The organism is Mesorhizobium sp. B2-8-9 (assembly GCF_006439475.1).
Taxonomy (GTDB): Bacteria; Pseudomonadota; Alphaproteobacteria; order Rhizobiales; family Rhizobiaceae; genus Mesorhizobium.
Window position 1 is genome coordinate 1 of sequence record NZ_VFTQ01000049.1, and the last position, 23,431, is coordinate 23,431.

The window sequence follows — 23,431 nt, forward strand, 5'->3', positions numbered from 1 at the left end:
ACAGTTGGCATTTGAAGCTCTCGCAATTGCGGCTCGTAGCGGTCGAGGGCGGCCAATAGACGATCCTGCCAACCCGGTGCCGGGTCCCATGCGGTCACCTCATGCGTGCCAGTAATGAACAATGCCACCCAGCTCGCGCCTATGGTTCCTGTGCCAATGCATGCGACGCGCATAGTTTACCTCATATCAATGGATCTGGAGAGTGACTTCTCAGGTGGGCTGCGAGAAAACCCGAAGAACCTGAAGCGATGACAACATTAGGCGCCAAGGGCCTCAAGCGTCATCCGGCATATGGTTGTGATGTCGTAGATAGGCAGCCCTGTCATACGGCGGATTGCCGGCGTTATCGGCGGGAATCCAGTGCACGTGAACAGTAACGCAGCGATCTCCGGATGTGCGCCGCGGAGCCGGGCGACGCAAGCTGCCACATCATTCTCAATGTCGGCGATATCGGTCGGTTGCGGTGGACGCATGGACGCGTTTTCCAAAATCTTACCGCCTTCAATGCCGCCGATGACGATCCGATCCCGGTCGGCCTGATCACTGAGCCCAAGCAAATCATCTCGAAACACTCGTGAATCAGCTGTGACGACAGCGAGTTTGGCTTTGGGGGGCAGTTGGCGGAGCAGCGTCGGCACTAGGAGCAGACTGGACATTACGACCGGGACGCTTACAGCCGCAGCCACCGCCGCCTGATGCCGGACAGCAGAGCCGCAGTCCGAGGTGATTACGACCGCGCCCCGCTCTACGAGCCTCCGAGCTGCTGTCACAAAAGCCGGCTGGAGCGCAGGTTCGCCCAGCATGACAACATCCGCCCAAGCTCCTTCGACGGTTTCTGATATGACGGGAAAGTCGAAAGTAGCTGAACTAAACAGCGAGCCGGACGGCGGCGCCGGCGGCGTCACGCCGGGTGGCAAGGCAGGTTCCAAACCCAGAATTCCAAGGCAGCTCTCGATTTGCGACGTCATTCTGGCCTCCATCATCGTTCGCTGCATGGGATACCCCAGTGCGGTCATCCGCGCTTTTTGACGCCGAGAATTGACCGTGCTTCGGCAGGCGTGGCGACGCTGGCGCCCATGCGCTCAATGATCCCAACCGCATTGTCTACGAGCTCGGCATTGGATGCCAGCAGCCCTCGTCGGAGATAGATGTTATCTTCCAAACCCACCCGAACGTGCCCACCCATTGGCACCAACTGTCCAACCATCGGCATTTCATCTGCCCCGCAGCCAAATCCGCCCCAGACTGCCCCAAAAGGGAGAATCTCACGCATCGCCTGCACAGCGCTCGGCACAGCGGGAGCGCCATAACCTGTGCCGAGGCAAAATTGGAAAAGGGGCGGGCTGCCAATTATGTTTTCGGAGATGAGTTTCTTAGCGACTTCGATGTGGCCTAAATCGAAGCATTCGAGCTCGGGCTTGACACCAGCCTCGCGCATGAGTGCCGCCATCTGTCGCAGATCGGACATACGCGCAACAAAAATCCGCTCACCAAAAGCCATCGTTCCGCAATCTAGGGTGCTAAGCTCTGGCTGAAGTTTGACGGCATGGGAGCAGCGTCCAATTGCGTCCTTAAGTGTGCTAGTTTTCCTTATTTTTAAAGGATTCAAAGAATCAAGTTCAAGTTCACCATCCATTCCACAGGTTAAGTTGATGATGACGTCCGTCGCCGCGTCCCTAAGCTTCTTAACAACCTGTTCATAGAGCTCAATTCGGTTTGATGGGGCTCCCGTGTCAGGCTCACGGACGTGAATGTGCACAATCGCAGCCCCAGCCTTTGCAGCTTCCAGTGCAGCTTCCGCGATTTGCGATGGCGTTTTGGGGATATTTGGATGCTTCGCAAGAACCGCGCCCCCCCCTCCGGTGACCGCACAGGTGACAATGACTTTCCGGGACATCAGAAATCCTATTTCGGTATCTCTTAATTGTTTAGTCTGGCGCCAACACACTCGATGGTGCTACCGAGTGGTCACACAAGGGAAGGATAGGCATGGCGGCCGATCATTAAATCTGGCGTATTCTTCACGTGCGTCACGTATTGGTCAAATATTGATTGTCGCCGCCGATCATCTGGATGCGAGATGACTGTGCGCGGACGCTGGTCGGAGATCTAAAGCGCGTCGCGTTTGAACGAAATCAGGCGACGTCAGGTTGCCCCCGATGAGCCCTCGTTCATAGCTGGACTCTTCTCCTTGTTGAGCTGCTCCCCGTCTTTGGATCGCCCAGGCTGGAACTTCCGGGCTGATTTGATCCGATACCATTCTTTGGACCGCCGGAAGGTGGAGTTTTCCGGCTGTTTCACGATGGCGGGCTGACGGCGCCATCGGGATTGAGCAACGAGATCGGAACCTTGTGCCCGATTGCGCCATGGGGGCGCACCTCGTTGAACAACTCAGCGACGCAACACCCACGGGACCGGCCCGGAGCGCGAGCTTCTCTACGATGGCATCCTTGGGTGGGTAGCCAAGTCCATATTCACGAAGTGATCGATCGGAATGACGCAGCAGTCTTCTGCTGTAGCGTTTTCGGCCAAGCCTCGGATCGGTGGTTGGAGGTCCCGGCTTGGATGTTCGATCGGATCCTCAGTAAGAGTTGGCGCATCACGACTGCTCCGCACGTCGACCTTGCCGCGCTGGGCACCCTGGCGAAGCTGCTCCTCGACACCGGAGCCCCATCGCAATCGCCGGAGATGGGCGCAGCATTGGGCTCTCACGCGAATCGGGGAGATGTCCATGCCGCGCCAGCCCACGACATACCAGTTCGATCTGTTCTTGAAGCCGAACGACGCCAACACGGGGCAGACGCCGCAATGGCAGGCGCTGCCGGCCGCGACGCGCCGATCAGTGACGAAGCTGACGGTCAGCCTGATCCTCGGGCACGTCGACGGCGAGGGTGCCGTACAACGGGAGTGCGCGGATCATGATGCATGAGAAGATTGGGCCGCAGCATCTGGAGCGTAAAGCGATCCTGTATGTGCGGCAGTCGTCAGCCCATCAGGTCCTGCACAATCGTGAGAGCAGCATGCTTCAGTATGCGATGCGCGATCGCCTGACGGCGCTTGGCTGGTCTCGCGTAGAGACGATCGACGACGATCTCGGCCGTTCTGCCGCCGGCGGCGTCGCGCGTGCCGGCTTCGACCGGATGGTCGCCGAGGCCTGCCTCGGCAAGGTCGGTGCGGTTGCGGCGCGAGAAGTGTCTCGGTTTGCCCGTAACAGCCGCGACTGGCAGCAGCTCATCGAGATGTGCCGCGTCGTCGACACCGTGCTGGTCGACCAGGAGACGGTTTATGCGCCGCGGCAAGGCAACGATCGGCTGCTATTGGGGCTGAAGGGGAGCCTCAACGAGTATGAGCTCGATCTTCTGCGCCAGCGTTCCCTTTCCGCACGCTACGAGAAGGCCCGGCGCGGTGAACTCGTCGTGGCAGCTCCTGTCGGCTTCGCGAAGGTCGGCGATCGTCTTGAGAAGGATCCTGATCGGCGTGTGCAGGAATCCATTACCCTGGTGTTCGACAAGGTTGCTGAGCTCGGCAGCGCCCGTCAGGCCTTGATGTGGTTCCTCGAGCATGGGTTGGATTTGCCCGCCAAACGCAACAACGGCGATGTGGTCTGGCGCAGGCCGAACTATGCGACCATCCACCGCATGATCGACAACCCGATCTACGGCGGCGCCTACGCCTATGGTAAAACTCGTGTCGCGCCGGGATTTGGCCGATCCGCCGTTCGAGCAGGTATCCGACGCAGGACGCGCGAGGAATGGCTGGCGCTGATCCCACACAGCCATGAAGGCTATGTCAGTTGGGAAAGGGCAGAGGCGATCCGCAAGATGGTGAGCGACAACGGGGCGCCCAAGCATGGCGACGCTCTGCTTGCCGCGCTTGTCCGCTGCCGGCGCTGCGGCCGCAAGCCCACGCTGCGGTACACGGGCACCAAGCACAACATTCCGCGCTATTCCTGCTGGCGGGGTCTGCTCGACAATGGTGAGCCGCAATGCATCGCCTTTGGGGGACTGCGCGTCGATGATGCGATTGAGGAAGCGCTCCTGCGTGTCGTGGAGCCGGGAGCGATTGCTGCCGCTGCCGGAGCTGAGGCGCAAGCTGCCGATCGTCGTGACCAGGTCCGGGACGCCCTCAGTCGGGATCTTGAGCTGCCCGCTACGCCGCCGACCGGGCCTTCCGGCAATATGACGCGGCCGATCCCGAGAACCGGCTGGTCGCGGCGGAACTGGAAGCGCGTTGGAACCAGGCACTCATCCGTGTCGGTGAGATCGAGAGCAAGATCACCGCGCATGATGCCGCGACGGCCCGATATAGTCGGCATCGCGACGATCAGCCAGCGGCCGGTGACACTCATATCGGAGCCGCCAGCAGCTTGGGCAAGCGGACCAAATTGTAGGCCGCCAAGTTCAAGGTGAAGGCCGCGCCCACACGGGCGCATCCCATGCCGGCCGAGGCTTTGATCCAGCCGAACACCTCCTCGATCCGCTTGCGGCAGCGCTGGCTGGCATCATAGCCCGGATGGCGCTTCGTGCGGTCATCGATCGCCGTCACTTGAGGCTTGCCGGTTTTGCTCAGATGGCCGACGGCGATATGCGGCGTGACCTTGCGCTCGCGCAGGCCCTTGATGAACTGGCGCACGTCATAGGCGCCTTGTCGGCGCCCAGTGTGATGCGCCGCCGCAACGGTCTGCGATACAACATGGCGAGAGCGGCATCACGCTCGCCTGTGCCCCTGGCCTGGGTAATGCCACCATCGACCGCAAGCCCATGACGGTTCTCCATCAGCGCATGCCCCATATAACAGAGCCTCGCCGGCTGCCCGTCGCCCTTCTTGTAGAGCCGCGCCTGCGGGTCGCTCGTGCTCTGGTGTGTGTCGTTGGAGCGCTTCTCCTTATGAAAGCCGCGCTCAGCGTTGCGCCCCGCTCCATCCGGGCCGTTGTCGTCCCCGTCCTTGCGGCGGAAGCTCTTGATCGAAGCCCAGGCCTCGATCAGCGTCCCGTCCACCGAGAAGTGATCCGACGACAAAAGCCGCCGCGCCAGCACTTCTTCAACAGCCTGCTAAAGCGCTGACCACGTCTCGGCCCGACAGCTGAACCGGGGATCGAGCACAGGCACGTAGCGGAGAACGTATCGACGACCGTCAGCACGCGGATCTTCTTGCCCGTAGCGAGCTGATCGTGGACGAAGTCCATCGCCAGACCTCGTTCGGGCCCCTCTTGGCGGCCGTCCCGGAGCTTCGCGCTTCGGTGTTTTGTTCCTGAGCTGCAAGCCCAGATCCTTGTAAATGCGGTAGGTCGGCTTCATGTTGATGTCCCACCCTTCCCGCATGAGCTCACGTGGACACGTCGGTAGCCATAGCGAACGCGTGTCGCGCAAATGTCCTTGAGCCGAGCCTCGATGCCGGTCTGATCGCGGCGGCGGGACTTGTAGTGATAGGTCGACGTGTCGAACTTCAGAACCGGCAGGCCCGCCGGATCGTCTGGCGCCGGCCGAGCAAGACTTATCGGCCGCGATTGGCTGGCTGATTTCCTCGTTTCTAATTGATTTATGTAGATTTTTGCTTTCGTCACGGAGGTCTTTCCGGTATGCAATTTGGGTGTAGGAACAAGCTCCCTCAACCGCTGATTCCTAATTCCCTCGCCCGGATCGCCTTTCTGAAGGCGACCGTTTCGGCCCGTGACGCCACCATCGGTATTGATAGTCAATGGTCTTTTGCTTCGAACTTGTAATGACGGGCGCCTTAAGTGCCCGACGCACTCGATCAGAGGCGAATCTTCGATATCGCGTCGTTTGATGACCCATGGTGGCCTTTGCAATATGCTTGGCAGGAATGATTCCGGCGGCATTATAGGCACTGCGGAAGCGTGAATCGACGCCGAGCCCGGCAAGTTGCGTCTTGGCGGCGCCATGGCGCTCTTCGTCATCAATAGATCCAACCCTTTATCTTTTGAGCCCTTAGCGTTCGCAAAACGGCCTATCCAGCGTAGTCCAGAGCCTGTTATCAGCGATCGATCTGTAGATGCACGTCGGCTGGCCCCTCCGACCTTACAGCCGGCAGTGGTTAAAATTCTCGTGAGGTTGCCGGACGAGGTCTCATCTCCAACGAGCCCTCCTATAGGTTGCCCGGTTCCAAGGCTCCCTCGCAAGTATTCTCGGCTGATTTTTCATCGATGTGCAGCACTGAGGCTCAGGGTTTGAGCGGCCTCGCAAGGATCGCTATCATTTGATTGACGTCGACATGGATTCCAGACTTTACAGCGCAGACGACAGACGTAGTGGGAGCGCGAATATCGATCGCATCAGCCGACAGTGACTCCACGGGATAAACGACCCCTAAGAGATCTCCTTGCTTCACTTCATCCAGCACGGAGCAGCGAGGTTCGAAGATGCCGCGGGCCGGCGATTTCAGCTCGTCAGACAAGAGCGTTTCAAGTGTCCTGCTGGCTTTCCGTTGACGGAAAGTCGGACACTCGGCCTTTCCCTCTACGAGTCCGAGCGCGATTAGGGCGTTGCGTAGCCCGCTTTCATAGATCCCCAGCGCTTCGGAGCTGACCGTGCCGCCGCCGAATTCAGTACAAATGAATACCTTGCCTTTGCTATGCGCCCAAGTGTCGAACATTCCATTTGTGTCGGGGTGTTCCCAGAGCAATGTCACGGGTAATTTGAATGCCTCTGCCAATTGAAGCGTCTTGGCCATGAGATCCACATCACCAATGGGATGCGTGACGACTGCTGGTGGAAAATCCCATGTCGGCCCGAAACTGTGCAAATCGAATACCGTGTCGGCCATTGGCAACAACAGGCGCGAAACCGCATCGGCAATGCGTTCAGTTATCGATCCGACGGCGCGGCCGGGAAACACTCGATTAAGATTCAAGCCATCGATTGGCGAGTTTTGGCTCCATGCCTGCACCGCCGGCAGATTAAGCATCGGTACGATGATGACGCTTCCACAGGTTTGCGCTTTGGGCAGCCAGTCAACAAGCCGTCGTGCCAGGATTGGCCCTTGCAATTCGTTGCCGTGATTTCCGCCAGTGACAAGGAGGCGCGGTCCCTCCCCTTTATTGAGGCAGAAGACCGGAAGCGAAATAGCTTCGCAGTCGTTGCCTTTGGGGACAACAAGATGTCCCGTGGACATGCCAGGCGCGTCGAGATCAAACGTCAGGTATGGTGTTTCGCTCATTGTCAGCCGACCTTATGCACCCAAATAGCGAACGCTAGGGGTTCACTCTCGCTGCGTCAAATACAGTTTTTATATTGTAGGGATCTAACCGCACGATGGACTTACTCTTTCGCCCGAATCGTCCAGGCAACGCTTTGCGAAGACAGGTTAGTCTGAGCAAACGGCCGCAAGCGATAGCCGGCATAGGTTCGTAATGTCATAGGTGGGTAGCCCCGTATGGCGGCGGAGTGCGTTCGTGACATAAGGGAACCCCGTGCATTCCATCAGCAGCATTGCGATTTCAGGATGCTCAGCACGAAGATGCGTGACGCAGGCGGTAACTTCCTTCTCAATCTGATCGACTTCGGTTCGGATTGCAGGACGCATCAAAGCGTTGCGGAGAAATTCGCCGCCTTCGACGCCGCCGATGACCACCCTCGCCCGATCTCTCGGATTATCGAGCCTAAGCAGGTCTTCCCCGAAATGTCTTGAATCAGCGGTCACCACGGCAAGCTTGTGAGGATGCGCCAGCTGTCGCAGCAAGGTTGGAACCAAGAGCAGGCTAGACATCACAACGGGAACATTGACGGCAGCGGCGACCGCCTCTTGATGTCGGATGAAAAAACCACAGTCAGAGGAAATCACGGCTGCCCCTCGTTCGACCAAGCGTGTGGCGGCTGCCACGCACGCGCCTTCGAGCGACGGGTAACCACGAATGACCATATCCGGCCATGCTCCCTCCACGAGCTCCGTCACGATTGGGTGATCAAAGGTCGTTGGGCTCAGTAAGCCGCCGGGCCGCGGATCTAGCGAAGAACTCTCGGCTTGCACGCCTTCATCAAGCTCAAGAATTCCAAGTGCACGTCGGTTTTGAAACATCATGGTTGAAGCACCAAAGAATGAACTCAAGGGTTCGCTTCCAAGCTGGCGAAGTTCCTTACGTTCTGTTGTACTTTGAGCGGCATTGTGGCCGTTCCGTTAAACTTCTTCTTCTCGCTTCGCGGGTACCCCGCGGCTCTTCAGTCGTTCTCCAATCGCTACCTCTGATATTGATCCTTTCGGCTTGATCAAAGAATTTCTGTCGGCTACCAGCTTGCCACTCTCCGTTGGCCCAGATCATGGCTTTGCGGATTCGCTAGCCACTTAACAGAGCAACCGGACGTGCTGACCGAGGCAAGCCTGATGCACCGGGCGCGGCGAGTTCGACTGGAGGCGCCTCCGTGGGTGGAAGGGGCCAAGCGAGGCAAATCCGCCAAGCGCCGCGCGTTTCGGCTTTCCGCGGACGCATCGACGTGCCGCCGGTTCTGCCGACGACGCGACGGGGCCACATTCTTATCCCGTTGACTTCAGAGCGGCGCTCGGTCGGAACGAGCGAAGAGGCGCGAAAGGAACTGGATCCATGGAGAGCACTCTGTTGTCCATCATTTCAGCGAGCAGCTTTCCAGAAGTTGGCCCAAGGGTGAGACCGTAGTGACCGTGGCCAAAATTAAACCATAGGCCCTTGTGGTTAGGAGCTGCACCGATCATCGGTAATTGATCAGGAAAAGTGGGCCGACGTCCAAGCCAGGGCGTAGAGTCTAAGGATTCACCGATCGGGAATAGCTCTCTTGCAGGACCAATGGCTCCTTGCACAAGCATATCCCTTGCCGGCGCGTCAAAGTGATCCAGCTCCACACCAACACACAGTCTGATGCCTTGGTTCATAGGTGAAAGCACAAAGCCATACTCATCGTCCTTTACCGGACGAGTCAAGTGCGCGCCGTCTTTTGGTCGAAAATGAAGATGATATCCTCGTTTGGAGCCGAGTGGCAAGTTATAGCCGAGTGGCTCCAGGAGTCCCTTTGACCATGGACCTGCCGATATGACGACATTGCGTGACTGAATTGTGTCATTCAATGACTCTACATCCCAGGCACCGCTTTTGTGCCGCCCGAGATTGGTGACGGACATCTGCCGGAACTCACCGCCGAAACGCACAAGCGCTTCCGCATAGGCTTTGGCAAGTTGGTCGGGAGCCGGCGTATGATATGTGCCGGGCCAATACAGGCCTCCTGCCGCACCTGGTTTCACAAAGGGTTCCAGTTCGGCTATCTCCTCCGTCGAGATAATTCTGAACGGATAATCACAAGCAAGCGCTAAACGCTTATCGCGTGAGATTGTACTGAGCTTTGTTTTGTCCCGAATGATTGAAAGGTATCCCACATCGTGCAGCAAGTGAGACGCACGTGATAGACTCGCGAGGCACAAGTGCTCAGCAATCGCGGTCGAGAAGAGTGGTTGAGACTGTAAGGCAATACGCCACAAATTCGAGTCCGATGACGCCCGCCAAAATGCCCACAGCCAGGGTAGATTGCTTGGAAGGGCAAATAGATTCTGACGGAAATACGGTACTCGGTTCAGAAGAAGCTGCGCTAGTTGCAGAGGTTCCCTGGGGATTGTTATTTGAATATTCAAGCCAGAAATAACGCCTGCATTGCCATAAGAAGTTTCCGATCCAGGTTCCCGCCGATCAACCAAAATGACCTTACGGCCAAGCCTCTGGAGTTGGAGCGCGGTCGCCGCCCCGACCATTCCTGCTCCAACGACTACAATGTCAGCTACGTCGCTCATTGAGAGGTCCTATAGAAGCATCCATTTCGGCTGGAAGCTGTTTGAGCCGCTTGGGCGGATTGAGGCCAGGGTGGCGAGCAGTATGAGCACGAACACAGGCAATGACCGGATCGATGGGGTGGTCTCTATGTCAAGATCGGCTCACCGAAATGCCGGAATGACTATCGAAAATCGCTACGCGAGCACGTGGCAATCCAGGTATGGCCGCTGGTACAGTTTTTCCCAAGAGTCGTGCCGGCACAGACACCGCTACCAGCCGCGCGGGCGCTCCCCACTTTAGTTCTACCGAACGCCACTGATGCGACGCCGCCCCGCTTTTGCAAGCCGACTGCATGCTACCCCTCCGTTGAACAGCCAACTTTTGACCGGGGGCGACGTCGCCGATGCATAGCTGAATTATTCGATTATGATTAATTTGCGGGGGCTGTTCGACAGAACTTCCGGCTTTCCGTCGGTTATCATGAGGCTTTCAGTAATCTCGATACCCCAGTCGCCGTACCAGAGGCCAGACATGAAATGAAAGCACATTCCTGGCTTAAGTTCCGTGTGATCGCCCTTACGGAAGCTTGCCGACGCCTCGCCCCAGCCAGGGGGGTAGGCCATTCCGATTGAGTAGCCGGTTCGCCCTTCCTTCTTTAGGCCGTGTCGCGCAAGTTCTTTGAAGAATGCTAACGCCACATCTTCGCAGGTCTTGCCGGGAAGAAGCTGCTCAAACCCAGCTCCCATTCCTTCAAGGATCGCCTTCTCGGCATCGAGAATCTTCCGGGGCGGCTTTCCCAGATAAAACGTTCGAGACAGCGGGACATGATAACGCTTGTAAACGCCAGCCAATTCGAAAAAGATGCTCTCGTGTGGCTTTATAGGACGATCAGTCCAGGTCAGATGAGGAGCCGCTGCATTCGCCCCAGCGCCAATGAGCGGAAAGGCGGCGGGATAGTCACCCCAAAATCCATCGACACCGCGGATACCGGCATCGCAAATTTCAGCGACGAGATCGTTCTGTCTTAGCCCCGGACGAAGAACTTCTTCGATGCGCTCGTATATCGCAGTGATGATTTTGCCGGCACCGCGCATGTATTCCATCTCGCGGGCAGACTTCACAATCCGCTGCCATTTCACCAGCCGCGTGGTGTTTTTGAACTTTGCGTTCGGAAGGCTCGTCTCAAGGGCGTCAAAAGCCGCATGGGTGAAGTACGGCACGTCCATTTCAATGCCGATCGTCGACGAGCCCCATCCGCTACTGGTGATCAACTGCCCAAGCACGGTCATTGGATGGAAGTCGTCAGATTGAACGTAGTAGTCTTCATAGAACTTGATGCACTCTTCGCCGAGATAGGTCGTCTTTCTTGCACCGTTCGCATCCATCTTGCGACCGAACCAGATCGGCGGCCCATCAAGTCGAACAATCGCGCATTGGTGCACGTAGAACGACCAGCCATCATAACCCGTCAGCCAACCGATGTTTGCAGGATCGGTGACGATGAGCAAGTCGACCCCTGCTCGCTCCATTGCCTTTTGGGTTTTGGCGAGGCGCTCTTGATATTCTGAGACCTCAAATCGCAATTCAGCTGTAGTCATTTGGTACTCCCGTTGTGCGATGAGCAACTGATACGCCGTAGTCTGTCTAGGCCTTGCTACGACGCCCTCATCCCTTGATAACTCAAAGTGTTCCGTTTCAAGAGTTTCATTACGACAGACAATTTTAGCCCACCCGCGACGCCTAAATGATCCAGTTAGACGCAATTAGGAACTGAGGGATGATATCAAGGCACACAGCGGCATGGCCAATATAAATCAACGGGGTATCCCATCGCATTTTGAGATCATCATTTGCGATCAGCGAAAGCTGAACCTATTGCCGAGACCAACGGGCTTGCAGCTCGGCAATCAAAGTGAGAGTGCCTTCTCCCGGATTGTCGCGCTACTCGGGCGCTCTGAATGCATCGCACCATAGCGGCACCACAGCGCCTTCAGGCCATTCTGACGCCAAGCCTCGACAGCCGTGCGCAACGCTGCGACGGTTCGTGCGATCGGAGTGGCTTATGCTCCCATTGACCGTCCTTGGCGCATCGCGAATAGATGCTCGGGCGCTGGAGAGCGGCGGTCGCTTCTTCCTGCGCATAGGCGGCGATCGCTGCCTCGGCGATCTCACCGGGTTCGGCATAGCCAACATGTTGTCGACGACTAGGATCACAAGCCGCCTTAGGGACGAATGGGCAGGTTCTTGATGCGTTTTTTGACAGATAATTTCGAAATGCTGGGGCGACTTGGCAACGCCCCGATCTAGTTTTGCTGCCCCGGCTGCTGTTGCAGCATGCCCCGGGCGATGACGTGGGCTTGGATTTCGGCAGCGCCTTCAAAGATGTTCAGGATGCGGGCGTCGCAAAGGACACGCGAGATCTCATACTCAAGGGCGTAGCCATTACCGCCGTGGATTTGGAGCGCGGTGTCGGCGTTCGACCAAGCAACGCGTGCGGCGAGCAGCTTTGCCATACCGGCCTCGATGTCGCAGCGCGTGCCCAAGTCCTTTTGGCGGGCGGCTAAATAGGTCATCTCGCGGGCCATCACGGTTTCGGTGAGCATCATGGCAAGTTTGTCGTGGACCCGTGGGAAGGCGACGATCGATCGGCCGAACTGCCTGCGCTCCAGCGCATAGCCCAAACCCAGCTCAAACGCGCGACGCGCAACGCCGACCGCGCGGGCTGCAGTCTGGATGCGCGCGCCCTCGAACGTTCGCATCAATTGGCGAAAGCCCTGACCCTCGGCCCCACCGAGCAGTCCGCCGGGCGGGACGGCGAAGCCGTCAAAAGCGATGTCATATTCGCGCATCCCCCGATAACCGAGGACTTCGATTTCGCCACCACTCATGCCGAAAGACGGAAAAGGCTCGTCCCGGGTGCCGCGTGGCTTTTCGACAACCAGCATGGAAAGTCCATCATGACTGGTCGAGGCGGGATTGGTGCGGGCCAGCACCGTCATCAAATCGCTACGCGAAGCGTGCGTGATCCATGTCTTGTTGCCTTGGATGAGCCAGCCGCCTTCGGGTGTCTTGACCGCCCGGGTCTTCAGGCTCGCAAGATCAGACCCGGTGTCCGGCTCGGTGAAAACCGCGGTCGGCAAGATTTCTCCAGAGGCGATGCGGGAAAGCCAGCGCTGCTTTTGCTCGAGCGTGCCGGCGGCTGCTATAAGCTCGCCAGCGATCTCCGAGCGCGTGCCGAGCGAGCCGGTCGCAATCCAGGCCCGGCTCAGCTCTTCGGTCACGACACACATTGCGAGCTTGCCAAGGCCCAGTCCGCCGAACGCGGGATCGATGCAGATGCCGAACACGCCCAGCTGCGCCATCTCTGTGACGATCTCGTCCGGAACCAGCTCGTCTCTCAGGTGCCAACCATGGGCATTCGGCAAGATGCGCTCGTCGGCGAAGCGCCGAATCTCGAGCCGGATCAAGTCGAGGTCGTCATCGCCCAGCTTTTCACTCACCGCGTCTCCTTGGGCGGCCAGCGAGACAAGTTCCTCGCGGTGCGCGGGAGAATTGCCATGAGCCATGAAGGACGCGACCGAGGGCTCGCGCAGGAGCGCGAGGGCCTCGGCGGTAGCGCTAAGTTCCGCCGGGCGGAGAATCTCATTTTGACTCATCGGGAGCCCGCCTACGAGCTGGCCAAGATACTCGCCGAACCCGATAGCGATCACGAGTTCGTCGCCACGCCGCAAAGTCCCTTCGCGCAGATGGCGCGCGCCCCAGGCCGCAACCGCATTGAGCGTAGCCACCGACGTTGCCAGCCAGGCGAAGCCGTGGGCCACGCGCTGAGACCGGTCAAGCAAGCGCGAATCCACCTTTCCTTGGGGAGCAACCAAGGTTTGAACCTTTTCGCGGACGGCAGCGACGTAGCGTTCAGCTGCGGTCACGGCACTGTTCGCCAACGCGACAAGGGTGGCGCCTGAAGCGAACTCGAGAGGATTGGCCGTCACGCATGTGCTCCTGGACTCTGGACGACGCCGCTATCATGCAAGGCGGCAATCTCGTGGCTGGGTAGGGCGAGAACGCCGGCCAGCACTTCTTCCGTGTGTTCTCCGAGCTTCGGGGCCCGTACCGGCGTCTGGCGCTGAAGTCCCCGGAAGGTCGCGGGATAGCCTGGCGTTGGATAGGTGTGTCCGCTGACATGGTCCACGTCTGTGAAGAGTTCGCCTTCCGGCTGGAAGGGTTTCTCCTTGGCGACCGCTTCCGACAATGTGCGATACGGCCCCCAGCATGCGCCGGCTTCATCAAGGCGCGCTGTTAGGTGAGCGGCCGGGCTCGTTGAAACGGCATATTCGACCAACGCGCCTAGGCGACCACGGTGCTCATAGCGCAGCCCCTCGTCCTGTGCGAACGAGACACCCAGCTCAGCCTCGAGCGTAGCGACCCCGGCCTCAATGCCGAGGGCCTGCACCAGCCCACTCCATTGGCGGCTGGTAATCGCCACGATCATCAGCCGCTGGCCGTCTGCTGTGAGAAAATCGCGGCCGAAGGCTCCGAAGAGGTCATTGCCTATCTTCGGGCGGTCCCGTCCGTTTACAACCACCTCGGCCACCTGGCCTAGCGTGCCGAGCGTGGCGGCGGCGATGTCGCTTAGCGGGACGCGGATCTCCTGACCCAGTCCGGTGGCACGACGGCTGATAAGCGCGGCAAGGACGCTGGTCGCCGCAGTCGACCCGGCCAAAAGGTCCCAGGCCGGCAGAACGTGATTGACAGGATCGTTGGGCTTCTCGGCGGGGCCGGTCATCATCGGGACGCCCATAGCGCAATTGACGGTGTAGTCGACAGCATTGCCGCCGTCGGCATGGCCCATGATACGCGCCGTAATCACGTCCGGCCGGCGCGCTGCCATCCGATCATGCGACAGGAATCCGGCCACAGGATAGTTGGTGACGAAGATGCCGCCGCCTTCGCCTGGGGCAGTCACCAGAGCCGCAGCAAGCTCACGTCCGCGAGGGTCCGCGAGATTGATGGCAATGGACTTCTTGGACTTGTTGAGACTTTCCCAATAGAAGCTGCCGCCGCCGGGAGAGCGTGGCCAACGATGAAAATCAGGACCGCCGCCGATTGCATCGAAGCGAATGACCTCAGCGCCCAGCTGGGCAAGCGAGAGCGCGCAGAAGGGAGCGGCAATGAAGGATGCCCCCTCGATCACCCGCACACCATGAAGAAGTCCATACATCGCTTAACCCGTCAAGTTCAGCTCACCTCATGGGGGAAATAGCCCCGCCCATCAAGGAATACGGCTCATTTTATTCATTGCGTGAATACGCGCTCCAAAATGTCGAGACTTCTTCTTAGCACCCTTTATTGGTTCGGCGACAACCGAACGTGCCCTCAAGAGAGCATCTATGACCCTGCCCCTCAGTGGCGATAGCGCCTTTTTCCTGGATTTGTATGCACGCTTCGTGAAAGATCCGGCGTCGGTACCAGCCGACTGGCGGGTGAAGCTCGCCTTGATGGAAGCGCCGGCGCACGCCAGTGGCGACAATGGCGACCGCATAGCCGAACTGTTTCGGATTTATGGGCACCGCCAGGCCCGCCTCGACCCTCTTGAAATGAGCGCTCCCGGCCTCATCCCGGAACTGAACTCTATTGAAGGCGGCGAAGATTCCGTTGCCTTGACGCTAGCCGGCGGGGAAGTGAGCCTGCCAAAAGCACAGGCGATCGCCACGCTCGGCTCGATCTATTGCGGCACGGCAGCCATCGAGGCCAGCCATTTACTCGATACCGATGAACGCGCATGGGTCTATGAGCGCTTCGAACGCGAGATCCTCGCCAAAGCTAACGACGAGGTGTATGCGCGCACGCTTGAAGCGGTGATGCTGGCCGACGAATTCGAACATTTCATCAAAACAAAATGGCCGACCAAAAAGCGTTTCGGCATAGAGGGGGCGGAGTCGTCGGCCGTCATCTCTCGCGAGATCTTTCGCTACGCGGCCGAGGTGGGAGTCCGGGAGGTGGTTATCGGCGGCATGCACCGGGGCCGCCTGGCGACGCTTGCGACCGTGCTCGGCAAGCCGCTGCCGGCGCTAATTGCCGAGATCAAGGGGCGCGACATCACCGATGGCGCTGCGGCCTTCACCGGCGACGTGCCTTACCACAACGGCCTGGCTGCGGAGGTCGAGACCGGCGCAGGTAAAGTGGCTGTGCGTCTGCTGCCTCACCCATCCCATCTGATCGTTGTCGCGCCCGTAGCTGTCGGGGCGGCGCGCGCCAGACAGGAGCAGAAGGGGAGGGCGAACGCTGGCACGACCGGTGCCTCGCAGGTCCTACCGTTCCTGATGCATACTGATGCTGCCTTTGCCGGCCAGGGTCTCGTCTGGGAATTGCTCCAGCTTTCCGCGCTGGCTGGCTACAGTGTCGGGGGCACTATCCATCTTATCGTCAACAACCAGATCGGGTTCACGACCCTCCCGTCAGAGGGACGTTCGTCGCCGCATCCGAGCGATATCGGCAAGGCTTTCGGCGTGCCGATCTTCCATGTCAACGGCGAAGACCCAATTGCCGCCGCTGCGGTCGCCCGCGTTGCGGTCGCGTGGCGCAATGCGACAGGGAAGGACGTCATCATTGACCTGGTCTGCTACCGCCGCAACGGCCACAACGAACTCGACGAACCGCGTTTCACACAGCCGCTTACCTGGTCCAAGGTCGACGAGCGGCCGACGCTCAAGCAATTGCATTCGGATCGTGTCAAGGCCGCCTCGGCCACAGCGTTCGATATGGCAGAGGCGAAGCGCAGGGCGTTCCATTTGGCGCTCGACCGAGCCTATACGACATATGACCAGATGAGTAACGGGGAACCGGAGCGCCAAACTGACATTTTTGCCCCGCCGCAGCCCGCTGGCCCCTTCCCCTTCGGCATCGTGACCGGCGTCGCGCGCGATCGGCTGCTGGACTCGGCCCGGCGCATGAGTGCCGTCGGCGACGGCTTCGAAGCCGACCCGAAGGTGCGCAACTTCCTGACGGCGCGGTTGGAGACGATCGAGAAAAACAGCGGCTTCAACTTTGCCACCGCCGAGGCTCTGGCTTTCGCCTCCCTTCTGGACGAAGGCACCTCGGTGCGACTGAGCGGACAAGACAGCGCCAGAGGCACGTTCACGCAGCGCCATCTGGTCTTGCATGACCGGCGCACCGGTCAGACTGCGATGCCTCTCGCGGGCCTGGGCCAGGCCGGCGCGCGCTTTGACGCGGTGAACTCGCCCTTGATAGAGTATGGGGTGCTGAGCTTTGAATACGGAATGAGCCTAGCCGACCCGACGCGACTGGTGGTTTGGGAGGCCCAGTTCGGCGACTTCCTGAATGGCGCCCAGGTGGTCGTCGACCAGTTCATTGTAACTGCCGAGGCGAAGTGGCGGATGAGCTCCGGGCTCATCATTGCCCTGCCGCACGGGCTCGAAGGCCAGGGCCCGGACCATTCCTCGGCTCGTATCGAGCGTATACTTCAATCCTGTGCCGGCGGCAATCTTGTCGTCGCAAACCCCTCGACGCCGGCAAACCTGTTCCACCTCTATCGCCGACAGGTACGGGGCTCGATGCGCAAGCCGCTGTTTCTGATCGCCCCGAAGTCACTGCTGCGCTTACGCGATTGCGTATCGAGGCTTGATGATATCGCCGAGGGAACGTCTTTCCAGCCAGTGATCGTCGAGGCCCCCTGCGCCTCGACGTGCTGCAAGCTGGTGCTCTGCTCGGGCAAGATCGCCTACGCCCTTCGGGCGGCTATGGCGCAAGAGCGCATCAACGACGTGGCGCTGGTCCGCGTCGAACAGCTCTATCCCTTCCCGAGCGAAGCCATCGGCGCGGTCCTCCAGCGGTTCCAGGGCATTCCGATCGTGTGGTGCCAGGAGGAGCCTTCCAATCAAGGGGCATGGTCTTTCATGCGGGATCGCGTGGGCGAAATGGCGCCCGACCGGCCGCTCGCCTATGTCGGACGGCCAGCGATGGCTGCAGCCGCCGGTGGATCGATCGACCGGCATGAGGTGGAGCAAAACGATATTATCGCCTCGGCACTGTCACCTGCCGTTAGCGCTCAGGCCGCGGAATAGGCTCTCGACCTGATCGGGACCATAAGCTAGGCGATCGGGAGGATACAACCGGGATCAACTGCCCAATGTCCGTTTTTGAACCGGTGAGAGCTGTGCAGAGGGGGCTGGCGGTGTTGCGAGCCGTCAGCGAGCATGGACCAATCAATGTGTCGGACATTGCAAACCTCTGCAAATTGCCGCAGCCAACTGTGGTCCGCCTCGTCGAAACGCTGCTCGAGGGCGGTTACGTCTATCGCCAAGCTGGCAAGACGACCTACAAGGTGACCGGGCGGACCCTAGCCCTCAGCCGCGGATATGACCCTCATTATCGCTTGATCGAGCTCGCAATGCCTGTGGTGGAGCAGTTGCATATAGAGATCGGGTGGCCGTCGAATCTGGCGGTCTTCGACGGCGACGCCATGGTGATCGCCTATTCCAACCGCGCCGCGCTGGGATTATCGATCCCAGGCAGGGTTGGTGCGCGCATTCCGCTCGTCGCCACCGGCGTCGGCCTCGTGACCCTTTCGCGCATGTCTCCCGAGGAACGCCGTCAGGCGCTGGCCCGAGGGCAGAGTTCGTCGCGCTGGGATAGCAATCCCACGCTTCTAGCGGCGCTCCCGGAAAGGCTCGAGGACGTCCGTTGCCATGGCTACGCCTTTGCCGAACAGGCTTACCTTGACGAGGTCTACCAGTCACGAATCTGGGCCGTGGCGGTCCCTGTGCCGACCGTGGCCGGTGAATATATCGCCCTCAGCAGCCTGATGCTGCGCATGGCTGGCGACAGGCGGCGGCAGCTCGCCAAGATCCTGCCCAAGCTCACGGCGGCGGCCAACCGCATTGGCCGCCTGCTCTCATCCGATTATTCATGAGGCCAACGCCAGTGCAAAAAGCTCCCGCAACCGCGCTCCTGTCTCAATGCCTTAGAGATCCGCAAGCTGCCTCTCATGCGGGACGACCTTAGACCAGCGAATCGCGCTTTAAGCACGGCATCTTTCTAAGATATAACAGACAGGCATGATCTCGGGACAACACTCGCGACCTGATTGGAGTCAGCCCTTTTGGAACTGCGACAGCTAAGACATTTCCTGATTGTCACGGAATCAGGCGCGCTCTCGAAGGCCTCGAGCATCATTGGAGTCGCCCAGCCAGCCTTGAGTCGCCAGATCAGGCAGTTGGAGGAAGAACTGGGGGTGCAGCTTTTGTATCGCCACGGTCGCGGCGTTCGGGCCACAGAGGAAGGGGCTCAGTTCTATGCCGCCATCGTGCCGGTGCTACGGGAGCTTGATCAGGTCAAATCGGACTTGGTCGCCGCCGCCAAGGTTCCCGCAGGCGACATCGTCTTCGGCATGCCGCCATCCATGAGTGCTGCGATCGGCGCGGAGATCGTGAGCGATTTCTTCGTGCATTATCCGCAGATAAAGCTTCATCTGGTGGACGGCCTTTCCGGCTTCATCAATGAATGGCTGGCCAGCGGCCGCGTCGACATGGCCATCATCAACAATGCACGCAAGGCGCCATATATGCGCATGGACCCCCTGCTCGAGGTCGACCTGCTTTTGTTCGGTCGAAGAAGAGATATTGACGCCATCGCCCCCGACACGGAAACCTTCCCGACCCCTGCGCTGGTCGGCTTGCCGCTCCTGCTCGTCGGCCGCAATCATGGCCTGCGCCGCGAATTGGACGGCGCCATGCAACGGCTTGGCCTTGAGCTTGACATCAAGGCGGAAGTCGATGCTCTGGCGCCGCTCAAGAAACTGGTCCGCGACGGGCATGGCCTGACAGTGCTGCCGCACGGCGTGATCAATTTCGAGGCCAGCAATCCCGAATTCAGCTTCAGGAAGCTGGTCGAGCCCAATCTCACGCAACGCTTCATGCTGGCCTTTTCGCTGCAGAGGCCAACCACACTCGCCATGCGCGAGCTTGCCCGCCGGGTGCGCGTCGAACTTCGCAAGGCCGTCGAAGACGGTCGCATGATGGGACGTCTCAGCAAAGCCTCAATCCCCTATGATGGCTGCGGCGACCTATAACCAAGGGGCATAGCTAGTTTCCCATAACAGGGTCTGTCGCCCGGGCCCGAGAACGCCCATCACAGGCTCGCTTAGTCAGCAACGAAGGGCTCGAGAATGACGTGGCTATCTTCCTTGGCAACCCGCGACCCTGTCGACCGATCCCGGCACGGACTCACGACACACCGCCTGCGCACCCCAAACCGAGCATACTGATGCCTAATTTGGACGTCGAGCGGCTTCGCTCATGGATCGGCCGTGAGGAAAGCGCATCCGATACCATTTCGCCCGATCTGGTTCGACGGTTCAGTGCGGCCATCGATATTAAGGGCGCCGTTCCGTCGCTGGGCGATGCTGCGCCGCTGCTTATCAACTACTGCCTTGCCCCCTCCGCTATGCCAACGAGCTTGCTTGCTGAGGACGGTCATCCAGAGAAGGGCGGTTTTCTGCCCCCGGTCCCGTTGCCGCGACGCATGTGGGCCGGCAGCAGCCTTGCCTTTTCCGGAGCGTTGCGAGTGGGCGACCTGGTCGAGCGGGTCTCGCAGGTGGCCGACGTGGCGGTCAAGGAAGGCCGGACTGGAACGCTTTGCTTCGTAACAGTGGAGCACAAGCTTAGTGTCTTGGGGACAGTCATGATCGAGGAGACGCAGACGATCGTGTACCGAGAGGCAAGCACGGCGCAGGACGCTTCAAACCAGCCGGATACCGAGGCAGCTGCGATGGGATCGCATAACCGGCAGGTCGGCGTCTCCGTTCCGTTGCTCTTTCGCTATTCGGCGCTGACGTTCAACGCCCATCGCATCCACTATGACCGCCCTTACGCCGTCGAGGTCGAGCATTATTCCGGCCTTGTCATTCATGCACCGCTGCAGGCGACACTGCTTTTGAACTATGCGGCCGAATTGAAGGGCAAGCCCCCGTCGAAGTTCGTTTTCCGCGCGGCTTCATCGCTCTTTGATGATGAATCCATAAACCTGCATGCGGCGGAGGAAGACGGAAAAATGAAACTTTGGACCGCGCGTCAAGATGGTCCAGTAGCGATGATCGCGGAGGCAGCCTGGGGATGAGCCTCAGCAACGTCACAGCTGCGAGGCGTGCGGGCAGAGCTTGTGCCGTCATTGCGGCTTGCAGGCGTGGCGGTCGAACCTGTTCTGAGCTCCACCGACCAGGCCGAGCAGATCGCCACACCGCTCGCTAACTCGCGCCTTCGCATCCGCGTGCAGGCGGAGGATCTTAATGCCCGTTCTAACATCACCAGCCTTCCCCACCAGACTGCTAGAGCGAGATGAGATTAGCTCCGGTCATAGCCTGAGTTTGCGAAATAGTTTGAGCATTCGTGTTGAGTGACACGATTGAGGGTTTGGCCGATTGCGTCGCAGACGGCTTCGACGGTTCGCTTTGCCGCTTTTCGCAGCCAGTGCTTGAGCTTGGCGAAGAGCTGTTCGATTGGAGAGATCGGGCGAGTATTTGGGCAGGAAGAAGAGCTTCGCCCCGGCTTTGCGAATGGCGCGCCGAACGGCCTTGCTTTTGTGAGAGCCGAGATTGTCCATCACAACGATGTCGCCCGACTGGAGGGTGGGTACGAGAACCTTCTCGACATAGAGGAGGAACCTCTCGCCGTTGATTGGTCCGTCGATGAGCCAAGGCGCTTCGACGCGATCATGGCGCAGCGCAGCCAGGAAGGTCATGGTCTTCCAGTGGCCATGCGGCACTTTGGCCTTGATCCGCTGTCCGACCGGCGCCCAGCCTCTGAGCGGGGCCATGTTGGTCTTGGTCCAGGTCTCGTCGATGAACACCAGGCGGGTGGGATCGATCCGGTCCTGATACAGAACCCATTGCATCCGTCGGCGCGCAACATCGGGACGATCTTGCTCGCAGGCGATCAGCGTCTTTTTTTGTGAGACAGCTTCTCGGCGTGCACGAACTCCCACACCGAGCGGCAGTCGACCTTCAGGCCGCGCTCGCCGAGTTCGGCCACAAGGCCGCGCAAGGTGAAGTCCTTCTCCCGGCAGCGCTCGACAAGCCAGTCGCGCCACGCTCCCGATACGCCAAATCGAGCAGCCGCCGCAACAACCCGTTCGCGCAGGTCCATCGAATATCCAACCATCCATGCTGGCCTCCGCCCAGCATCAAGGTTGAATCAGATCAACGCTGATTTGGGAATCCCACGACTCCCATAAATCTCATCCCGCTCTAGGGCACTCGTTGGCCTTCTTGCTTCCTGACCCAGGCGCTGTCGAACGAATGCGGACTACGCAACTCCCGCGACACAGATCGCTCCCCGCCTATCTCAACCCGGCATAGCTGATAATAGTAACGCGCGACTGCATTTATAACGGTGCTTGGCTACGATTTCTTCCGCCAGACAGAGAGAGTGAGACTATGCCCAAACGCATCAATTTCGCACGCGGAGTTCCTGCCGAAGAAGCCTTTCCACGCGCGCAGTTGGAGCTCTGCGTCCAAGGGTTGGCGTCATCCCGCGAGGTTGTCGCCTACCAGTATGGGCCCGCGGTCGGGCCCCTGCCGCTGCGGGAATGGCTCGCCGACTATCATGGTGTGGACATGCCAACGTGATGGCTGCTGACGGCTCTGTCGGTCTGTTCGACATTTTGTGTCGCATTTGGCTGAAGCCCGGCAAAACCGTGCTCATCGAGGAGCCTTGCTACGACCGAGTGGTCCACCTGCTGCGCCACTACGGCGCAAATGTCATCGCCATACCGATGGAAGCGGATGGACCGGCGCTCGAGCCGTTGAACGCCGCGGCGCGGCGCGGGCCCGTCTTCATGTATACAGTTCCGGATTTCCAAAATCCAACCGGCACCACGTGGTCATCCACCAAGCGTCAGCATCTTGTCGATCTGGCGAGGACCCATGATTTCCGGATTGTCGAAGACAGCCCCTATCGCTTTCTTCGCTACAAGGGCGCCCAAGAGCCGTCAATCCTCGATATTGGCCGCGATGTAACGGTCCAGCTCAATTCTTTCTCCAAGGTGATCGCGCCTGGTCTTCGCGCAGCCTATCTCATTGCGCCGCCGCATACCATCAGCGCGGCGGCCAAGGTGGCTGAGAGCACCTACGTAACGCCTGGCAACTTCGCGCTCTCGGTGACTGGCGAATGGCTCCGCCGTGGGTTTTTAGGCGATCAGCTTGCCGCCCTTGGGCATCTCTATGCGCCGCGTCTGGAGGCGATGGTCTCGGCACTGGACGAATTCATGGCCGGCCATCGCTATGTGCGGCCCGACGGCGGCGTATTTGTGGGAGTGACACTCGCGCACCCGGTGGATGCTCAGCGGCTGCGCAAGGAGGCCAGCAATGCGGGGCTAGACGTCGCCGATGGCGACGGGTTTTTCGTCAGCAAGCCGTCAGCGACGTTCTCGCGCTTGCCATTCTCCTCGATGGATGAGGTTACCGTGCGCAGGGGCGTAGAGGTCCTGTCAGCATTATTGGGAAGGATCTCGCCAAGCACTAAAGTCGAACAAGTTGATCCCGAGTAATTCGCGGTATCTGGCTTTGCCTTGAAATAGGCCCCCGGACGCTAGAGAGTAATGCTGATCATCGGGCAATCTGTGGGCTCGACTCGCATCGACACCGGAACATTCAATAGGAGCAGGAGCAGTCCA

Annotated in this window: 16 protein-coding genes and 3 pseudogenes; 7 read left to right on the forward strand and 12 right to left on the reverse strand. The window is 59.5% G+C overall.

The features are described 5' to 3' along the window. The 3 genes from FJ423_RS32000 to FJ423_RS32010 all read right to left on the reverse strand — a co-directional run. Positions 1-173 (reverse strand): 3-hydroxyacyl-CoA dehydrogenase NAD-binding domain-containing protein (locus FJ423_RS32000; protein WP_246676731.1); only part of this gene is annotated, 173 nt, incomplete at its 3' end. Positions 174-257: 84 nt separating this feature from the next. Next, the gene (locus FJ423_RS33805; protein ID WP_181170840.1) at positions 258-968 is read right to left on the reverse strand and encodes a hypothetical protein; all 711 of its coding nucleotides are present in this window, start codon (positions 966-968) and stop codon (positions 258-260) included. Between the two features lie 44 nt (positions 969-1,012). Continuing rightward, entirely contained in the window at positions 1,013-1,897 is an 885-nt protein-coding gene (locus FJ423_RS32010) for a 3-keto-5-aminohexanoate cleavage protein (protein WP_064994923.1), read from the reverse strand. Between the two features lie 834 nt (positions 1,898-2,731). Here FJ423_RS32010 and FJ423_RS32015 point away from each other — a divergent pair. Both FJ423_RS32015 and FJ423_RS32020 read left to right on the forward strand, forming a co-directional pair. Then, positions 2,732-2,929, forward strand: a complete 198-nt coding sequence (locus FJ423_RS32015) for a hypothetical protein (RefSeq protein ID WP_064994942.1) — start codon at positions 2,732-2,734, stop codon at positions 2,927-2,929. After that, entirely contained in the window at positions 2,892-4,409 is a 1,518-nt protein-coding gene (locus FJ423_RS32020) for a recombinase family protein (RefSeq protein WP_246680370.1), read from the forward strand. The genes FJ423_RS32015 and FJ423_RS32020 overlap by 38 nt, the downstream gene beginning before the upstream one ends. On the opposite strand, the pseudogene FJ423_RS32025 reads toward FJ423_RS32020, so the two are convergent. The 8 genes and pseudogenes from FJ423_RS32025 to FJ423_RS32060 all read right to left on the reverse strand — a co-directional run. Beyond that, positions 4,345-5,027, reverse strand: a pseudogene (locus FJ423_RS32025) (transposase); the annotation flags it as partial. The gene FJ423_RS32020 and the pseudogene FJ423_RS32025 sit on opposite strands and share 65 nt — an antisense overlap. A gap of 42 nt (positions 5,028-5,069) precedes the next feature. After that, a pseudogene (locus FJ423_RS32030) lies at positions 5,070-5,449 on the reverse strand (IS3 family transposase); the annotation flags it as partial. A gap of 731 nt (positions 5,450-6,180) precedes the next feature. Then, a complete protein-coding gene (locus tag FJ423_RS32035; RefSeq protein WP_064994928.1) occupies positions 6,181-7,176 on the reverse strand; it encodes a succinylglutamate desuccinylase/aspartoacylase family protein in 996 nt (331 codons plus the stop codon). Positions 7,177-7,323: 147 nt separating this feature from the next. Further along, entirely contained in the window at positions 7,324-8,064 is a 741-nt protein-coding gene (locus FJ423_RS33810) for a hypothetical protein (protein WP_318013090.1), read from the reverse strand. 423 nt (positions 8,065-8,487) lie between these two features. Beyond that, on the reverse strand, positions 8,488-9,765 hold the full coding sequence (locus tag FJ423_RS32045; RefSeq protein WP_084016100.1) for an FAD-dependent oxidoreductase: 1,278 nt from the start codon (positions 9,763-9,765) through the stop codon (positions 8,488-8,490). A 396-nt stretch (positions 9,766-10,161) separates the two neighbouring features. Then, positions 10,162-11,343 carry a M24 family metallopeptidase gene (locus FJ423_RS32050; protein ID WP_064994943.1) on the reverse strand — a complete coding sequence of 394 codons (1,182 nt, stop codon included), beginning with the start codon at positions 11,341-11,343 and terminating at the stop codon, positions 10,162-10,164. 705 nt (positions 11,344-12,048) lie between these two features. Beyond that, entirely contained in the window at positions 12,049-13,734 is a 1,686-nt protein-coding gene (locus tag FJ423_RS32055; RefSeq protein WP_084016102.1) for an acyl-CoA dehydrogenase family protein, read from the reverse strand. Further along, positions 13,731-14,942 carry a CoA transferase gene (locus FJ423_RS32060; protein WP_198327542.1) on the reverse strand — a complete coding sequence of 404 codons (1,212 nt, stop codon included), beginning with the start codon at positions 14,940-14,942 and terminating at the stop codon, positions 13,731-13,733. Before FJ423_RS32060 ends, FJ423_RS32055 begins: the two co-directional genes overlap by 4 nt. 190 nt (positions 14,943-15,132) lie before the next feature. On the opposite strand from FJ423_RS32060, the gene FJ423_RS32065 reads away from it, so the two are divergent. From FJ423_RS32065 to FJ423_RS32080, 4 genes are all read left to right on the forward strand, one after another. After that, the gene (locus FJ423_RS32065; RefSeq protein ID WP_064994931.1) at positions 15,133-17,826 is read left to right on the forward strand and encodes a 2-oxoglutarate dehydrogenase E1 component; all 2,694 of its coding nucleotides are present in this window, start codon (positions 15,133-15,135) and stop codon (positions 17,824-17,826) included. Positions 17,827-17,891: 65 nt separating this feature from the next. Beyond that, positions 17,892-18,674 carry a helix-turn-helix domain-containing protein gene (locus FJ423_RS32070; protein ID WP_064994932.1) on the forward strand — a complete coding sequence of 261 codons (783 nt, stop codon included), beginning with the start codon at positions 17,892-17,894 and terminating at the stop codon, positions 18,672-18,674. Between the two features lie 189 nt (positions 18,675-18,863). Beyond that, entirely contained in the window at positions 18,864-19,832 is a 969-nt protein-coding gene (locus FJ423_RS32075; RefSeq protein ID WP_176479572.1) for a LysR substrate-binding domain-containing protein, read from the forward strand. A 194-nt stretch (positions 19,833-20,026) separates the two neighbouring features. Continuing rightward, positions 20,027-20,878, forward strand: coding sequence for a MaoC family dehydratase N-terminal domain-containing protein (locus tag FJ423_RS32080; RefSeq protein WP_064994934.1), 852 nt, complete (start codon positions 20,027-20,029; stop codon positions 20,876-20,878). Positions 20,879-21,102: 224 nt separating this feature from the next. Here FJ423_RS32080 and FJ423_RS32085 read toward each other — a convergent pair. Next, positions 21,103-21,855, reverse strand: a pseudogene (locus FJ423_RS32085) (IS630 family transposase); the annotation flags it as partial. Positions 21,856-22,384: 529 nt separating this feature from the next. Between FJ423_RS32085 and FJ423_RS32090 the strand changes: the two are divergent. After that, positions 22,385-23,305, forward strand: coding sequence for a PLP-dependent aminotransferase family protein (locus FJ423_RS32090; RefSeq protein WP_064994936.1), 921 nt, complete (start codon positions 22,385-22,387; stop codon positions 23,303-23,305). Positions 23,306-23,431 lie beyond the last annotated feature (126 nt).